Source organism: Geomonas limicola (assembly GCF_014193675.1).
Classification (GTDB): Bacteria; Desulfobacterota; Desulfuromonadia; order Geobacterales; family Geobacteraceae; genus Geomonas; species Geomonas limicola.
In genome coordinates, this window is sequence record NZ_BLXZ01000006.1 from 275,043 (window position 1) to 289,634 (window position 14,592).

General features: G+C 63.8%; 10 protein-coding genes. 8 read left to right on the top strand and 2 right to left on the bottom strand.

Annotated elements, in window-relative coordinates; translation table 11 throughout:
- Positions 1 to 204 precede the first annotated feature (204 nt).
- From H7688_RS15870 to H7688_RS15895, 6 genes are all read left to right on the top strand, one after another.
- On the top strand, positions 205 to 1,596 hold the full coding sequence (locus H7688_RS15870) for a sigma-54 interaction domain-containing protein (RefSeq protein WP_183362165.1): 1,392 nt from the start codon (positions 205 to 207) through the stop codon (positions 1,594 to 1,596).
- Positions 1,597 to 1,742: 146 nt separating this feature from the next.
- The gene (nrfH, locus tag H7688_RS15875; protein ID WP_198424502.1) at positions 1,743 to 2,207 is read left to right on the top strand and encodes a cytochrome c nitrite reductase small subunit; all 465 of its coding nucleotides are present in this window, start codon (positions 1,743 to 1,745) and stop codon (positions 2,205 to 2,207) included.
- Positions 2,208 to 2,223: 16 nt separating this feature from the next.
- Positions 2,224 to 3,672: an ammonia-forming cytochrome c nitrite reductase subunit c552 gene (locus H7688_RS15880; protein ID WP_371873189.1), complete on the top strand. Its 1,449-nt coding sequence runs from the start codon at positions 2,224 to 2,226 to the stop codon at positions 3,670 to 3,672.
- Between the two features lie 131 nt (positions 3,673 to 3,803).
- Complete coding sequence (locus tag H7688_RS15885) at positions 3,804 to 4,328, top strand: HPP family protein (protein WP_183362167.1); 525 nt, start codon at positions 3,804 to 3,806, stop codon at positions 4,326 to 4,328.
- Positions 4,329 to 4,690: 362 nt separating this feature from the next.
- Entirely contained in the window at positions 4,691 to 8,026 is a 3,336-nt protein-coding gene (locus H7688_RS15890) for an FG-GAP-like repeat-containing protein (RefSeq protein ID WP_183362168.1), read from the top strand.
- Between the two features lie 385 nt (positions 8,027 to 8,411).
- Positions 8,412 to 9,539 carry a hypothetical protein gene (locus tag H7688_RS15895; RefSeq protein ID WP_183362169.1) on the top strand — a complete coding sequence of 376 codons (1,128 nt, stop codon included), beginning with the start codon at positions 8,412 to 8,414 and terminating at the stop codon, positions 9,537 to 9,539.
- A gap of 22 nt (positions 9,540 to 9,561) precedes the next feature.
- On the opposite strand, the gene H7688_RS15900 is transcribed toward H7688_RS15895, so the two are convergent.
- Positions 9,562 to 11,682 carry a spermidine synthase gene (locus tag H7688_RS15900; RefSeq protein WP_183362170.1) on the bottom strand — a complete coding sequence of 707 codons (2,121 nt, stop codon included), beginning with the start codon at positions 11,680 to 11,682 and terminating at the stop codon, positions 9,562 to 9,564.
- A 136-nt stretch (positions 11,683 to 11,818) separates the two neighbouring features.
- Positions 11,819 to 12,328 carry a chemotaxis protein CheW gene (locus H7688_RS15905; protein ID WP_183362171.1) on the bottom strand — a complete coding sequence of 170 codons (510 nt, stop codon included), beginning with the start codon at positions 12,326 to 12,328 and terminating at the stop codon, positions 11,819 to 11,821.
- A 321-nt stretch (positions 12,329 to 12,649) separates the two neighbouring features.
- On the opposite strand from H7688_RS15905, the gene H7688_RS15910 reads away from it, so the two are divergent.
- Together H7688_RS15910 and H7688_RS15915 are read left to right on the top strand one after the other, a co-directional pair.
- Positions 12,650 to 13,699 carry an acyl-CoA thioesterase gene (locus tag H7688_RS15910; protein ID WP_183362172.1) on the top strand — a complete coding sequence of 350 codons (1,050 nt, stop codon included), beginning with the start codon at positions 12,650 to 12,652 and terminating at the stop codon, positions 13,697 to 13,699.
- A gap of 143 nt (positions 13,700 to 13,842) precedes the next feature.
- Positions 13,843 to 14,547, top strand: coding sequence for a response regulator (locus tag H7688_RS15915; RefSeq protein WP_183362173.1), 705 nt, complete (start codon positions 13,843 to 13,845; stop codon positions 14,545 to 14,547).
- Positions 14,548 to 14,592 lie beyond the last annotated feature (45 nt).

The window sequence follows — 14,592 nt, forward strand, 5'->3', positions numbered from 1 at the left end:
CGGTATTCGTCAGAGCGTTCCCGGTTTTGATGTCCGCGTGCCGCAGGCACCCGTGCCAGGTCCGGTCTTGCCCAGACTCTCCCCTGCGACGCTTTTCTCTCCACCAGGGTCTGTTGATTCAGGTCAAAATTGATCCCGGTCAAGGACCCGAGTAGCGGCTGCCGTTACCATGGTGTTACCAACCGGTAACGAAGGGAGAGGGGTATGCAGCAGATGGGGAACCACGCGGATGCGCTGGTATGCTGGGAGATCGTGGCCAGCATGGGGGAAGGGATCATCTTCGCCGACCACGAGAACCGGATCGTCCTGGTGAACCAGGCGGCCGAGCAGATCAGGGGGATCAAGGCGGCCAACTTCCTGGGACGGCACCTTTTGGAGATGCACTCCCCACTGGCCCGGGAGCGGATCGGCGGCATCCTCGAGGCGCTGCGCTCGGGGCAACTCGCCTCGCACACCAGGCCGCTGCGCACCAAAGGGAAGGTCTACGAAAACGTCTACTACCCGGTTCGCGACCCCGGGGGCAGCTTCGTGGGGACCGTGATGCTCAGCCGCGACATCACGGAAAAGGAACAGCTGAAGGTCGAGAACTCGGTACTGCGGGAACGGATCCAGTCCGAACAGAGCTGCGGCGAACTGGTGGCCCGCAGCGCCGCGATGCAGCCGGTCTTCCAGGTGATCCGCGCCACCGCCCCCCTCGACTCCACCATCCTGATCGGCGGGGAAAGCGGCACCGGCAAGGAACTGGTGGCGCGGGCGATCCACCAACTGAGCCGGCGCAGCGGTGGCCCGCTGATCAAGGTGAACTGTGCCGCACTGCCGGAAAACCTTTTGGAGTCAGAACTGTTCGGCTACGAGAAGGGGGCCTTTACCGGTGCCGTGCGTGAGCGCAAGGGGAAGTTCGAGCAGGCCCACAAGGGAACCATCTTCCTGGACGAGATCGGCGAGATGCCGCTTGCCGCCCAGGCGAAGCTCTTGCGGGTGCTCCAGGAAAAGACCGTGGAGCGGATCGGCGGCACGAAAGAGATCACGGTGGAGGTCCGGGTCATCGCCGCCACCAACCGCGACCTGGCCCGCGAGGTGTCCCTGGGGAACTTCCGGCAGGACCTCTACTACCGGCTGAACGTGATCCCGGTCCAGCTCCCCCCCTTGCGCGAGCGCCGCGAGGATATCCTCCCCCTGGCCGAGCGGTTCGTGGCCGGCTTTGCGGCGCAGATGGGGCGCCCGGCGCTGGAGTTGACCCCGCAGGCGCAGCGGATGTTGACCCTCTACGACTACCCCGGCAACGTGCGCGAACTGAAGAACGCACTGGAGCGGGCGGTGGCGCTTTGCAGCGGCACGCAGCTCGGCGAAGGCGATCTTCCTGCCGTGTTTGCCGGCGGGAGCGGAGCGCCGGAACTCCCCCAGCCGCCGCACTCCGGAACGAAGCCGGGCTCGCCCCTGGCGGCGCACCTGTCCGGCTACCAGGACCGGCTCATCGACGAGGCCCTGGAGAGCGCCGGCAACAACCGCAGCGAAGCGGCACGCCTGCTGGGAATCTCGCGCAAGACCCTCTGGAAAAAACTGAAGCAGCGTGAGGCAGGTGTTACCGAAGGGTAACACCGCGTCTCCCGAACTACCCACCTCCGCACCCCTTTCACACTTTCCCGCACGAAATATCAACGAGTTACCCTGCTGTCGGGGTTGGCACGCAACCTGCCATGATGCTGTTCATCTGTAACGGCACCCCTTCAGCAGGAGACCCCATGAAATTGAGCACACCGAAACGAACCTGGACCGCGATGCTGGCGGCTGCACTGGCGGGGCTTGCCGTGGCGCTGTTCCTCGCGCTGGGCCCGCCGCAGCTTTTGGCCAAGTCGGAATCCCCGGCCTTTTGCGCCAGCTGCCACGTGATGGAACTGGAGCACGAGGCCTGGAGCCACGCCGGCGCCCACCGCAGGCTCCGTTGCGTAGACTGCCACCTGCCGGAAGGCAATCCTGCCGTGCACTACTTCTGGAAAGGGATCGACGGGATGAAGGACGTCGTCTGCTTCCAGTCCGGCCACGTGCCGGAACGCATCGAGTTGAGCGCACACGGTGCCAAGGTGGTCCAGGAGAACTGCGTGCGCTGCCACAGAGCCACCCTTGCCGGCATGGACCTGACCCGTCGCTGCTGGAACTGCCACCGACAACTGCGGCACCGGCTGACCGGTACTCTCGCCACCCGCTAATACCAAGGAGATGAAGATGAAGAAAATGACGACTGTAATCTGCGCCGCACTGGCGCTCCTCGGGGCGCTGGCCCTGGTTTCCGGCTGCGCGCCGGAGAAGGCCGAGCGGGTGAAGACCGTGCAGATCGCGGACGGCACGGTGGACCCCGCCCTGTGGGGCAAGGCCTACCCCGCCGAATACGAGCTGTGGAAGAAGACCGGCGAGCCGACCCCGGCCGGCAAGAGCAGGTACAAGAAGGGGTTCGACGAGGGGGGGCACCGCCCTGACAAGCTGGACGAGTACCCGTTCCTGGCGCTGCTCTACAACGGCTGGGGGATGGGGCAGGAGTACAGTGAGCCGCGCGGCCACATGTTCATGGTGAAGGACCAGCTTTCGGTCGAGCCGGCGCGCTACAAGGCCGGCGGCTCCTGCCTCACCTGCAAGACGCCGTACTCGCCCTTGCTGCGGCAGAAGGAGGGGTACTTCGGCAAGCCCTACCAGGAGGTGCTCTCCCAGGTTCCCAAGGAGCACCAGGAACTGGGTGTCGCCTGCGTCGACTGCCACAGCAACAAGGACCTCTCGCTTAAGATCTCGCGCGACTTCACCCTGGGCAAGGGGATCGCGAAACTGGGCGTCGACCCGGCGAAGCTCACCCAGCAGGACATGCGCACCCTGGTCTGCGCCCAGTGCCACGTGACCTACAGCATCCTGAAAGACGGCCAGATGCACTCGACCGACGTGATCTTCCCCTGGGACGGCAGCCGCTGGGGCAAGATCAGTATCGAGAACATCATCGCCAAGCTGCGCGGCAACCCGGCGAGCGCGGAGTGGACCCAGAGCGTGACCGGCTTCAAGCTCGCCTTTTTACGGCACCCCGAGTTCGAGCTCTTCTCCAACAACAGCGTACACTGGCAGGCGGGTGTGGCCTGCTCGGACTGCCACATGCCCTACACCAAGGTGGGGACCCAGAAGGTGTCCGACCACCGGGTGATGAGCCCGCTGAAAAACGACCTGAAGGCGTGCCAGCAGTGCCATGCCGAGACCCCCGAGTGGCTGCGCCAGCAGGTGTTCGCGATCCAGGACCGCACCATTTCGAGCTTCATCCGCTCCGGCTACGCCACGGCCACCGTCGCCAAACTTTTCGAGATGGCCAACAAGGCGACTGCCGCCGGCAAGAAGGTGGACCAGGAGCTCTACGCCCAGGCCAGAGAGCACTACGAGGAGGCCTTCTACCGCGTGGTGTACATCGGCGCCGAGAACTCGAGCGGCTTCCACAACCCGAGCGAAGCCCTGCGCATCCTGAACGACGCCTCGGTGCAGGCCGGGAAGGCCGAGGGGCTCTTGCGGCAGGCGCTCACCAAGGCGGGCGTGAACGTACCGGTTAAGGTGGACCTGGAGCTTGCCAAGTACCTGAACAACCGGGGAACCAAGAAGCTCATGTTCCAGGCCGCCGACGAGATCAAGGACCCGCTCCCCAGCAAGTAGCAGCAACGGTCCTTTTCAAAACGCCGCCCGCGAGGAAACTCCGGGCGGCGTTTGCATCCGGGGGTAAGGGCGTAGCCACCTGTACCCGTGCGGCAATTTTGCTCTGAAATGATCTGAAAAAGGAGGACGTCATGAAAAGGCGACTGACCAAGGTCCCCGCCAAGATGAAGGGGACCCTGCGGGGGCCGCGTGCCCCTCTCTGCCCGAAGTACGCCGCCTGGGGGTTTGTCAGCGGCAGCATCTCGATACTGGCCATCGCGCTGGTGACCCAGCTGGCGGCCTGCCCGCTGTTGATCGGCTCGTTCGGAGCCTCGGCGGTACTGCTCTTCGGGGCGTCGGAGTCACCCCTTGCCCAGCCCCGCAACCTGATCGGTGGTCACCTGGTCTCCGCGCTGGTGGCGGTGGCCGTGGTATCCCTCGCCGGCAACGCCAGCTGGGCCGTGGCTCTGGCGGTCGGGAGCTCCATCTGCCTCATGTACCTCACCCGAACCGTGCACCCTCCCGGGGGGGCGACCGCACTCATCGGCGTGCAGAGCCATGCCGCCTGGTCCTTCGTCCTCGTCCCCGTGTTAAGCGGCACGCTGATCCTCTTGCTGGTGGCGCTCTTCACCAACAATATCGTGCACCACCGGCAGTATCCCAAGCACTGGATGTAGCCGCAACATCCATCAGTTCACAGCAACAGGTGCGCAGAGTGAACAGGTATGATCACCGGGGGGCGACATTTGTGTAAGAATGAATACTACAAAAAATTCCAGCATATCTGACTTCTGCATTTGATTATTGCTATTTAACGCAGGCTGTGACATAAGGGCGGCATACCCGATTCGGCCGTACTTCCGGTGGCAATTACCGGGGTGCGGCTACAACTTCTGGAAGCTGTCGCTTCAGGCTTGGCACCCGGTTCGTAACGCCGGGCTCGCGGGGCATCGTTGCGACCGCTTCGCTCATATGCGCTCCGCTTTCCACGCCGTGGCCTGACGCCCGCGGTCGCCGGTTGCGGAACTGGGAGGACTTCATGCGCGCCGTCACCTCGCTTCGCTGCACCCTCGCCCTCGTTCCCCTTATCCTCAGTATCGTGATCAGCGGTTGCAGCGGCGGCGGTGGAGGTGCCCAGGTCGGGAACCTGGTCGATCCCGCCTCTTCCTACCTGGGGCGCAGCAGCGCGGCCCAGGTCAACGCGGGCACTGCCGAGAGCCTTGCCATGGGGGCCTTCGGCGGCAGCGTCCTGGGGAGCGAAGTGGGTGCCATCGGACGGGGCAAGGTGACCAGCAAGGCTGCGACGCGCACTCTGCCGATGCGCCAGCTGGTACAGTCGCTCAAACTCTCCACCCGGCGCCTCGCACTCCCCCAGCAGGCTGCCAAGCTCCGCCAGAAGCAGGTTTCCCAGGCCAAGGCCGCGGCCCGCCAAAGCAGTTTCACGGCGTACGGCGACCAGGGCGGAACGGCATCCTATACCCTTCAGATCAACGACAGCGACGGCTCTTTCTTCGGTTCGGTCACCTACACCGGATTCACCCTGCAGGGAACCACCACGAACGGTACCTGCGACCTGTTGGGAAGTTTCGACTCCAGCCGCCAGGAGGTGAGCCGACTCACCCTCTCGTTCAAGGCCTTGAGCCTGGCAACCCCTTCCGCCAGCTACCAGCTGACCGGCAATGTCGGCTGGATCTACACCTTCGCCTCATCCAGCGACAGCATCTCGATGAACCTCGTCTTGAGGGACGGCGCCGACGGCAAGACCTACTGGTTCAAGGACTACCAGATCGTTACCGTGTACGGTTCGCAAAGCCTGACCCAGACCATCGCCGGCCGCTACTACGACCACGACAACGGCTACCTGGAAATCAGCACCCCGGTTGCCCTGGTGGCCGACTACGGCAACCAGTGGCCCTCGTTCGGTACCTTTAACTGCGGTGCAGCCAATGGCAACTGGGTCCAGATGAGGTTCCAGGCCACGACCTACACCGTGGAAGCAGAGACCAACGGGGATGGCCTTGGCGACTGGTCCGTCGCACACGACAGCAATCCGCCGCTCCCTCCGGTCAACCTTCCGCCGGTGGCGCAGGCTGGCCCGGACCAGACTGCAGTCGTCGGTGCCACCGTGCAGTTGGACGGCAGCGCCAGCAGCGATCCCAACGGGGACACCCTCAGCTACTCCTGGTACGCCACCTCATACCCCAATGGCTACCCGAACCTCTCCGGGGCCAACACCGCGACCCCCAGCTTCACCCCGAGTGTCGAGGGGACCTACCAGTTCCGCCTCTCGGTGTACGACGGCAACTACATGAGCGAGGACACCGTCACGGTGGTGGTCACCCCGGCGCAGCCCCTGCAGCCTGCTGCCGTCAAGCAGGTCTGGCAGTTCGGCACCTATGGGTCCGGCATCGGGCAGGCCGGTTTGCTCACAGCAGATCTGGACGGCGACGGCAAGCAGGAGATCGTCGCCAGCGCCTCCGCCGGCTATTACGGCGGCAGTATGTGGTACGTGGTGCGCAAGAACGGATCCGGCTACGAGCAGGTCTGGCGCAGCGAGTACTACGCAATGAACATCGTGCGCCTGCTTTTGGCCGACATGAACGGCGACGGTAAGTTGGACGTGGTCGTTGCGTTTTCCGATGGCACCATCCGCAGTTACGACGGACCGACGCTCCAGGAACTGTCGCGCCTGAAGATCGGCAACGCGTTCGCCGATGTCGCGATCGCGGACCTCGACGGCGACGGCAAACTCGAGGTCATCAGCACCGATGGTGGCACCCTGTCGGTTTCCAGTGCGCAGACCGGCGCGCTAAAGTGGAGCAAGGCGGTGGTGGGCGGAAACTCGCTGGGCGTTGGCAACGTGGACACCGACGCCGCCCTCGAGATCGTGACCACCGGCTACGGCGGCAAGGGGTACGTGGTCAGCAACACGGGGAACGTGAAGTGGGAGTACCTCAACGGTTTCGGGTCGAGGGTGCGGCTTGGTGATCTTGACGGTGACGGCAGGCAGGAAATCGTGGGAGCCTCGTCGTGGTACAAGATCACCATCTTCGACGCGGATTTGAAGTCCCCGGCCTGGGAGATCTCCACCAACCTTGACGTGGCTGCCGTCGAGGTCATGGACACCGACGGCGATGGCGTACCGGAGATTCTGTACGGCGATGGACAGTGGGGCAGGATCCACGCTGTCGACGCGACGACGCACAGCGACCGGTGGTCGGTGTACAACCCCGGGTATGGAGCCTTGGGAATAGCCAGCGCCGACGTCGACCAGGACGGGAAAAGGGAGATCCTCTGGGCGACCGGGTCCTACCTGTATGTGGGAGATCCCGCGGCCGGAACCATCAAGTGGCAAAACGTGGTCTCAAGCGGCCTGAGCCCGCTGGCCCTTGGGGATCTCGACAACAGTGGCAGCCTCGAGCTTTTGATGGTGACCGAGGAGGGGGGGGCGAGCTTCGACGGGGGAATCATCCACGTCTTCGATCTTCCCGGCCACACCCTCGCCTACCAGAAATCCTTGCCTCTCTACGACTGGATGGGGAGTAACCGCGTGGTGCGCATCGGCGACCTGGACGGGGACGGCCGGCAGGAATTTGCCCTGAGCACCTCCAATACCTATGACGGCATGATCCAGGTATTCGACGGAGCCACCAGGGCACTGAAAGGTCAGACGCCAGGGTACGACGGCAACTTCTTCTCAGCGATGGCGCTCGGTGATGTCGACGGCGACGGGAAGATGGAGATCGTGGCGGGTCAGGGGCGCGCACACACCGGGGCGAAAGGTGTCTACCTGGTCGTCTTCGATGGCGTCACCTACCAGGAAAAGTGGAAAAGCGTGGACCTCGGGACCTATTGGGGGTCGGTGGACGATCTGAAGCTGGCTGACCTGGACAAGGATGGCCACATGGAGATCATTGCCTCCGTGGATGACAGCCAGCTGGTCATCTACGACGGCGTCACCCACCAGTTAAAGCTCCTGATGAACGCTCCGGTGCGGGCTTTGGAGGTAGCCGACGTGGACGGAGACGGCAACCTGGAGATCCTGGTCGGCCGTACCGATGGGAAAATCGACATCTATAACGGGGTCACTTATGCCCTGAAGCGGACCATGTCGACGAACAGCACGCAGCCGGTGGACGCCCTCTTGGCCACGGACCTCGACGGCAACGGGAATCCCGAACTGCTGGTTTCCAGCGGCGGGGTCCTCTCCATCTTCCAGGGCGATCAGCTCTACTGGCGCAGCGGCCAGCTGGGATCCCGGTTGGGACGCACGAACAGCATCGTGGTCAGGGATGTGGACGGCGACGGGCACCCCAACATCTTCATCGGCAGCGAACAGGCGGTCTACCAGTTCAAGTACCTGGGCGCTCAGTAAGGCAATGGACGATTGACGATGGACTATTGACAATGACTGAAGCTGGTGGGCCGCCTGTTTTGCTGGCAAGCTCCCGGCTTTCCCTCCCGTTTTCTCTGCACTCCAGATCCAGATCGTGAGACCTCGTCCCCGCAAGCCCAGGCAATGACACGTGCCTGGCTTGCGGGGGGTGGGACACACCTCCCTCTCCTAAGCGCAGCTGTGCCATCTTCATATCCCCTACGTTTCTCGGCCAGCGCACCGCCCGTGACCTGTACAGCTGCGACCATCTTAGCTCTAACCCCCACAAAGACCCCGGCAGTATAATGAGGATGATGGCCTGTGCTTGGGAAAAGGGCACCTTTCCGAGGCGGGCTGGTGCCGGTTGGGCACGAGGGGGTTGCACATGAAACGGACCTTGATACTGCTAAGCCTTGTGATGCTGGTCGCAGCGCTCTGGCGGCCTGGGGTGGTCCTGGCGCAGGGCGCTGCCGGGGCACCACCCATCAGCCAGCCGCTGGTGACGGAGGGGATCTTTGCGGTCAACCTTGCCAATGCGCTGGGGTTAAGTTCCAGCTCTGATCCGGTCGAGGCGGAAAACGCACTGGCCAAGGTCAGGGTGGCGCCGCAAAACGGCTGGATCGGGGATTATCCCATGACGCCGGACCTGGTGGGCGAGGTGCGCCAGGCGGTGGAGGACGCGGTTACCGACGGTGACCTCACCCTCTCCCGGGACGACGCGCTACGGCGTTTCGACACGGCGACGGGGAACGTCGACCTGGCGGTCCAGGCCTATGCCGGCACGGTGACCGAGACGGAAGCTCCGACACCGCAAAGCTGCGCCAACTATCCCAACCCCGCCAACATCTCCTCGGCTTACAGCAGCGATGGGCCTCCGGTGGTCACCTACTACTGCCCACCCCAGGATTACTACTACCAGTACGACTACGTCCCATACCCCTTTTACTGGGGGAGCTTCTGGTTTCCGGGGTACTTCATCCTGAACGACTTCCATCGGCACGTGCGCTACCACGGGCACCACGTCCTGATCTCCAACCATTACAACGACCTACGGCGGCACCGGATGTACCGGGTCGACCCGGTGGACCGTTTCCACGGCAGGTCGTTCTCGGGGATCGGCGCCTGGCGCAACCAGCGCGGTTTCATCTCCACCGGTCGTCCGCACAGCCCAGAGCGCATCTTCAACGCACCGCGCACCGGTAGCGTCGCCCCCGGCCGCAACGGTGGGACTGGCATCTACCGGGGTTCCGGTGCTGTGGGGGGCGGGGCAGGCGCTCTGTCACGGGGAGCAGGCGGCGTGGTGATCAGGACCCCGCGGAGCGGCGGCAGTACAGGATCGGCCGGTGGCGGCCGGGTAGGCGGTTTTCACGGCGGGGCAACCGGCGGTGCGGTGCGCAGTGGTGCTGGCAGCGGTTTCCGTGGCGGAGCAGGCGGTGGTGCTGCCACGCGGGGCGGAGCCGGCGGTGGTTTTCAGGGTGGTGGTTTCCGTGGCGGCGGGGGGATGAGGCGCTAGACCTGAACGTCGTGGTGGCCGCTTACCATTTCACGATCTGCCAGAGGCTGACGAAATCGTCGGTCCACCCCGTTACCTGCCGGCTCCCGGTCTCGTGCTCGATGCTTCGCGAGCGGATCTCCTCGCGTTTCAGGAATGCCTCGTTGTTGGTTACCACCATCCAGAGGCAGTCCGACTCTCCCACCTGTTGCCGTTTCGAGCTGATGGTCGCGGTGCGGTACCCGAAGGTTCGGGCCTGCGCCTCGACCACCGGGACCAGATCGAGAAAGTGGTTGGTGACGTGGATCAGCAACAGTCCGTCGGGATTGAGGTGCTGGCGATAGATGGAGACGCACTCCCGGGTCAGGAGGTGCACCGGGATGGAATCGCTGGTGAAGGCATCGACGACCAGGACGTCGAACTTCTGGGGTTGCTGCCTCTTCAGTTCCGCTTCCATCTGGATCCGGGCGTCGCCGGGGACCGTTTCGACGCGTGCTGCCGAGTCGCGGCGGAAACTGAAGTAGCGGTCGGCGAAATCGATCACGTCGTTGTTGATCTCGTAGAAGCGGAAGCTGTCCCCCTTTTGACCGTACGCTGCCAGGGTGCCGGTTCCCAGCCCCACCACCCCGATGTGCAGAGCGCGCCGCTCCGGATCTGCCGCCGTGCGGCGCGGATGGAAGCGCAGCGCCAAGCCGACGCCGCTTTCCGGGGCGTAGTAAGTGGTGGCGAGTTTTTTGAGCTGCGGGTCCTGGTACTGGAAACCATGCAGCACCCGGCCGTTCACCAGGTAGAGCAGCGAGCCGCGGCTGTCCCAGGAGGGGACCACGCGCAGTACACCGTAGAAGTTGCGGCTACTGGCCAGGGCGCCACCGTCGCTCTTGGCAATGTAGAAGATGGTGAATCCCGCCAGGGAGAGCGTCGCCAGCGCCACACCCGCCAGCGCCCTGCGGTTCCGGGGGCGTCGGCCCCCCTCCCGGTACCAGGTGAGGGCGAGCGCGAGGCTCGAGGCGGTCAGTACGATGGGGAGCTCCCAGTAACCTTTGAAGAAAAGCGGAGCCACCAGCGCCACGAACAGGCCGCCCACGGCACCGCCAACCGACATGGTGAGGTAGAAGCGGGTCAGGTAGCGCGGGCCGGGGCGCAACCGGACCAGTTCGCCGTGGCAGACCATGCAGCAGGCGAAAAGCAGCTCGAGAAAGACCAGCAACTCGATCGGCAGCGAGGCGCTCTTCTTGGCATAGAGCAGCCAGCAGGCCGGCAAGAGCGAAATGAAGAACATGGTGGCGAAGGCGCCGCGCTGGTAGCCGCGGTCACTGTTGAAGCAGATGATGAAGGTAACCAGGTACAAGGTGAGGGGCGCCACCCAGAGAAAGGGGACCACGGCGACTTCCTGGCAGACCTGGTTGGTGGTGGCGAGCAGCGCCGCCGAGCCGCAGGCCGATAGCATGAGCCAGAGGAGGGTGAGGCCGCTGCCTGGCGGACTCTCCTGTGTCGCCGGGGGGGGCACATCCGCTTCCCTCTCGCCCTCCGGGAGAGGGTCGGGGTGAGGGCGTTGCCACGAAGTGATGTCCTCGCCGCTCCCCTCCTCCCGCGTACTCAGCAGCGTGCACCAGGTGCAGCTTGCTGCGAAGAGCAGAAATCCCCAACTCCAGAGGCCGACCTGCCGGCTCAAGGTGAGTGTCGGTTCCACCAGGAACGGGTAGCTCACCAGTGCCAGAAGCGATGCGCTGTTGGAGAGTGCGTAGAGCCGATAGGGGGAGCGTTCCGGGAAGGAGCGCGCAAACCAGTGCTGCACGAGGGGAGCCGTGGAGGAGAGTATCAGGTAGGGAGCGCCGATGTTCACGGTCAGCAGCAAGAGGATGGCGCCGAGCGGGCTCCCCTCCGAGCTGCTTTTCCAGTAGGCAGCCGAAGGTGCGATGGGCAAAAAGGCGAGGGAGGCGGCCAGCAGAAAGAGGTGCAGCAGGCGCTGCTTTTTGGCAGCGAGGCCGGTCAGGTAGTGCGCGTAGCCGTAGCCGGCCAAGAGCATCACCTGGAAAAAGAGCATGCAGGTGGTCCAGACGGCGGGACTGCCGCCGAACCAGGGAAGGATGTATCTCCCGATCAGGGGCTGGACCTGAAAGAGCAGGAACGAACTGAGAAAGATGGTAATCAGGTACGCGGCCACATACTCCCCCTCTGGTCGTGATCCGTCAGCCCTCGGCAAACGTCGCTCACTATAGGGGAGTTGCTTAGCAATCGCAAATGTTTTCAGCCCGGTACGCCTGGGCTCCCTCTATTGGGAACCCAGGTCCCGGCCGCTGCTACTCGAATGCCGACACGATGCCGCTGCGGTCCTCGTCCGAGAACATGTGGTCCACGTCCATGATGATCAGGAGTCGTTCGCCATGATTGTAGACCCCCGTGATATACTCCTGCCCGACGGTTCCCTGCCCCGAGAGGATGATCGCCGGAGGAGGCTGGATCTCGCTGCTGCGCAGCCTGATCACCTCGGCTACGCTGTCCACGATGAAACCGACCAGGTTGCTGCCGACATCCATGATGATGATCCTGGTCTGGCTGTCCTGCGCCAGCTCCGGCAGGTTGAAGCGCTTGCGCAGGGAGATGATCGGGATCACCTTGCCGCGCAGGTTGATGATCCCCTCGATGAAGTGCGCAGTGTTGGGAGTCTTGGTCAGGCTGGGAAGCCGGATGATTTCCCGCACCTTGAGCACCTCGATACCGTACTCTTCACCATTGAGATTGAAGCTCACCAGTTGGATCAGTTCGTCGGTAACCTCACCGAGCTTGACCAGAGCATTGCCGATTGCCATGATATATTCCTCCTTGTGCGATGTTCCCGCTGGGCACACTATTTCGTGGGCTCATTGCCATGCACTTTCTCTTACACGGATGATGCCATTTGGCTAAGTGCGGGAAGTACCGTGCTTTGCTGCTCTAGTTTAATGAATTGAGTGTCCCGGGAACGAACAGTGCTGTACCGCGGCGGAACAGCTCATAAAAAGGGTCTTGAAACCGCGGGGACTGGATGTGTGAGGCGAACGATCTTTGTGAAAGAGGCTGGCACTGGAAATATCCGCTAAACCTGCTAATGGTTATGGGGCTTCGAGCTATGTGAGAAAAGGAGTTGTGCTATGACTACACCCACCGAAACCACCTTCGTGCAGACGCTTCCCTTGGGGAGCGATCCAGAGATGCGGCGCCGCTTCAAGGTGCTGGAGGATGACCTGCAGGGGAACATCCGCTTCGGTCTTTTACTGGAGGTACTGGACAAGGTCGCCGAGGAAACGGCACTCAACTACGTGAACCGGTTCCACCCGCAGGCCCGCGTGGTGACCGCCGCCATCGACAACGTGGTGGTGCGTCACCCCGCCGACGTGAACCGGGACCTGGTCTGCCAGGCGCGCATCAACCATGTCGGCCGCTCCTCACTGGAGATCGGGATCCGGGTGGACCAGCCGGGAGAGCCGGCGAACCACGTGGCCTCCTGCTACTTCACCATGGTGGCGCGCTCCGGCATGGGGGAGGATGCGGTGAGCGTGGTCCTGCCGCCGCTCGAGTACCAGGACGAAACCGAAAAGCTCAGGGCGCACAAGGCGGTGGCGCGCCGCGAGGAGTACCGGCAGCAGCAGGCGCTCTTGTCCGGCCCCCCCAGTCACGAGGAGTACCAGATGCTGGCCGGTCTGCACAACGCCCAGGACGCCCCCGGCTTCCAGGGGCTTTTGGCGGGACGCCTGGTGGCGGACTCCTGGGAGCGCATGTACCCCGAGTTCGAGAACGTGCCGCAGAAGATCTTCGGCGGCTACCTGGTCAGGCGCGCCTACGAGATCTCCTCGATCTGCTCCGAGCTGGTGGCGCCGGAGCGCTCCATCATCGCCGCGGTGAACCGGATCAACTTCTTCCATCCGGTGCGCATGGGGGACAAGCTGCACTACACGAGCCGGGTGGTCTACACCAACGGGAGCTACATCTGCGTCGAGGCGAACATCGAGCGGATCAGCCGGGACCGCACCAGCAAGGCGCTCTCCAACTCGTGCCTCTTCACCTTCGTCAACGTGGACCGTGACCTGGTGCACCGATCGGTCCCCGAGGTCTACCCGACCAACTACGCGGAGGACGCCCGCTACCTGGCCGCGCACCGCAGCTACCTCGCCCTTACCGAGCACAGCAGGAACATCATCTGACCTCCGGTCATCGCGGCAAGCCCGGCGGCACAGTGATCTTGATGCGTTCTTGAGGTTCCCGAGGGCTATCTTGATGCGCCCTTGATGCAGGCAGAGGTAAGATGAATCAGACGGTGCTGACTCGTGAAAGGGGGCGGGATTACATGACAGCAGGTACGACAAAGAACCTGCCGCGCATCCTGGTGGTGGACGACGAGCACGCCATCCAGCGCTTTTTGAAGACGGCGCTCGACCCGGGTGAGTTCTCGGTGCACCTGGCGGATTCCGGACATACCGGACTCGCCGCGGCGGTTGCCGTGCGCCCGGACGTCATCCTGCTCGACCTGGGGCTGCCGGACCTGGACGGCATCGAGGTGATCCGGCGCATCCGCGAGTGGTCCCAGGTTCCCATCATTGTCCTGTCGGTGCGCGAGCGCGAGGACGACAAGGTGCAGGCGCTCGACACCGGCGCCGACGACTACCTCACCAAGCCCTTCGGTATCGGCGAGCTCCTGGCGCGCGTCAAGGTAGCGCTCAGGCGCTCGCTGCAGCAGGCGCCCGAGCCGGTCTTCCGGGTGGGGGAATTGGAGGTCGACCTGCCGCTACGCCGGGTTTCCGTAGCCGGCGCCGAGGTGCAGTTGACCCCGACCGAGTACGAGTTGTTGCGCCTTCTGGTGAGCCACGCCGGCAAGGTGCTCACCCACAGCCAGATCCTGAAGCAGATCTGGGGCGTCGCCTACCTGGAGCAGCCCCACGTCCTGCGGGTCAACATCAGTAACCTGCGGCGCAAGCTGGAGGCCGACGCCTCCCGCCCGCGCTACATCCTGACCGAGCCGGGGGTGGGATACCGGATGAGGAGTGGCGGGTAGGGCAGGGGAGGGCGAGACGATGGAAACGAGAAGGGGACTGGCTCC

Bases quoted from the DNA above. Each gene is read 5' to 3' on its own strand.
- H7688_RS15885 (WP_183362167.1), top strand. From the start codon at position 3,804: ATGAAAAGGCGACTGACCAAGGTCCCCGCCAAGATGAAGGGGACCCTG.
- H7688_RS15910 (WP_183362172.1), top strand. From the start codon at position 12,650: ATGACTACACCCACCGAAACCACCTTCGTGCAGACGCTTCCCTTGGGG.
- H7688_RS15905 (WP_183362171.1), bottom strand. From the start codon at position 12,328: ATGGCAATCGGCAATGCTCTGGTCAAGCTCGGTGAGGTTACCGACGAA.
- H7688_RS15870 (WP_183362165.1), top strand. From the start codon at position 205: ATGCAGCAGATGGGGAACCACGCGGATGCGCTGGTATGCTGGGAGATC.
- H7688_RS15915 (WP_183362173.1), top strand. From the start codon at position 13,843: ATGACAGCAGGTACGACAAAGAACCTGCCGCGCATCCTGGTGGTGGAC.
- nrfH (WP_198424502.1), top strand. From the start codon at position 1,743: ATGAAATTGAGCACACCGAAACGAACCTGGACCGCGATGCTGGCGGCT.
- H7688_RS15895 (WP_183362169.1), top strand. From the start codon at position 8,412: ATGAAACGGACCTTGATACTGCTAAGCCTTGTGATGCTGGTCGCAGCG.
- H7688_RS15890 (WP_183362168.1), top strand. From the start codon at position 4,691: ATGCGCGCCGTCACCTCGCTTCGCTGCACCCTCGCCCTCGTTCCCCTT.
- H7688_RS15880 (WP_371873189.1), top strand. From the start codon at position 2,224: ATGAAGAAAATGACGACTGTAATCTGCGCCGCACTGGCGCTCCTCGGG.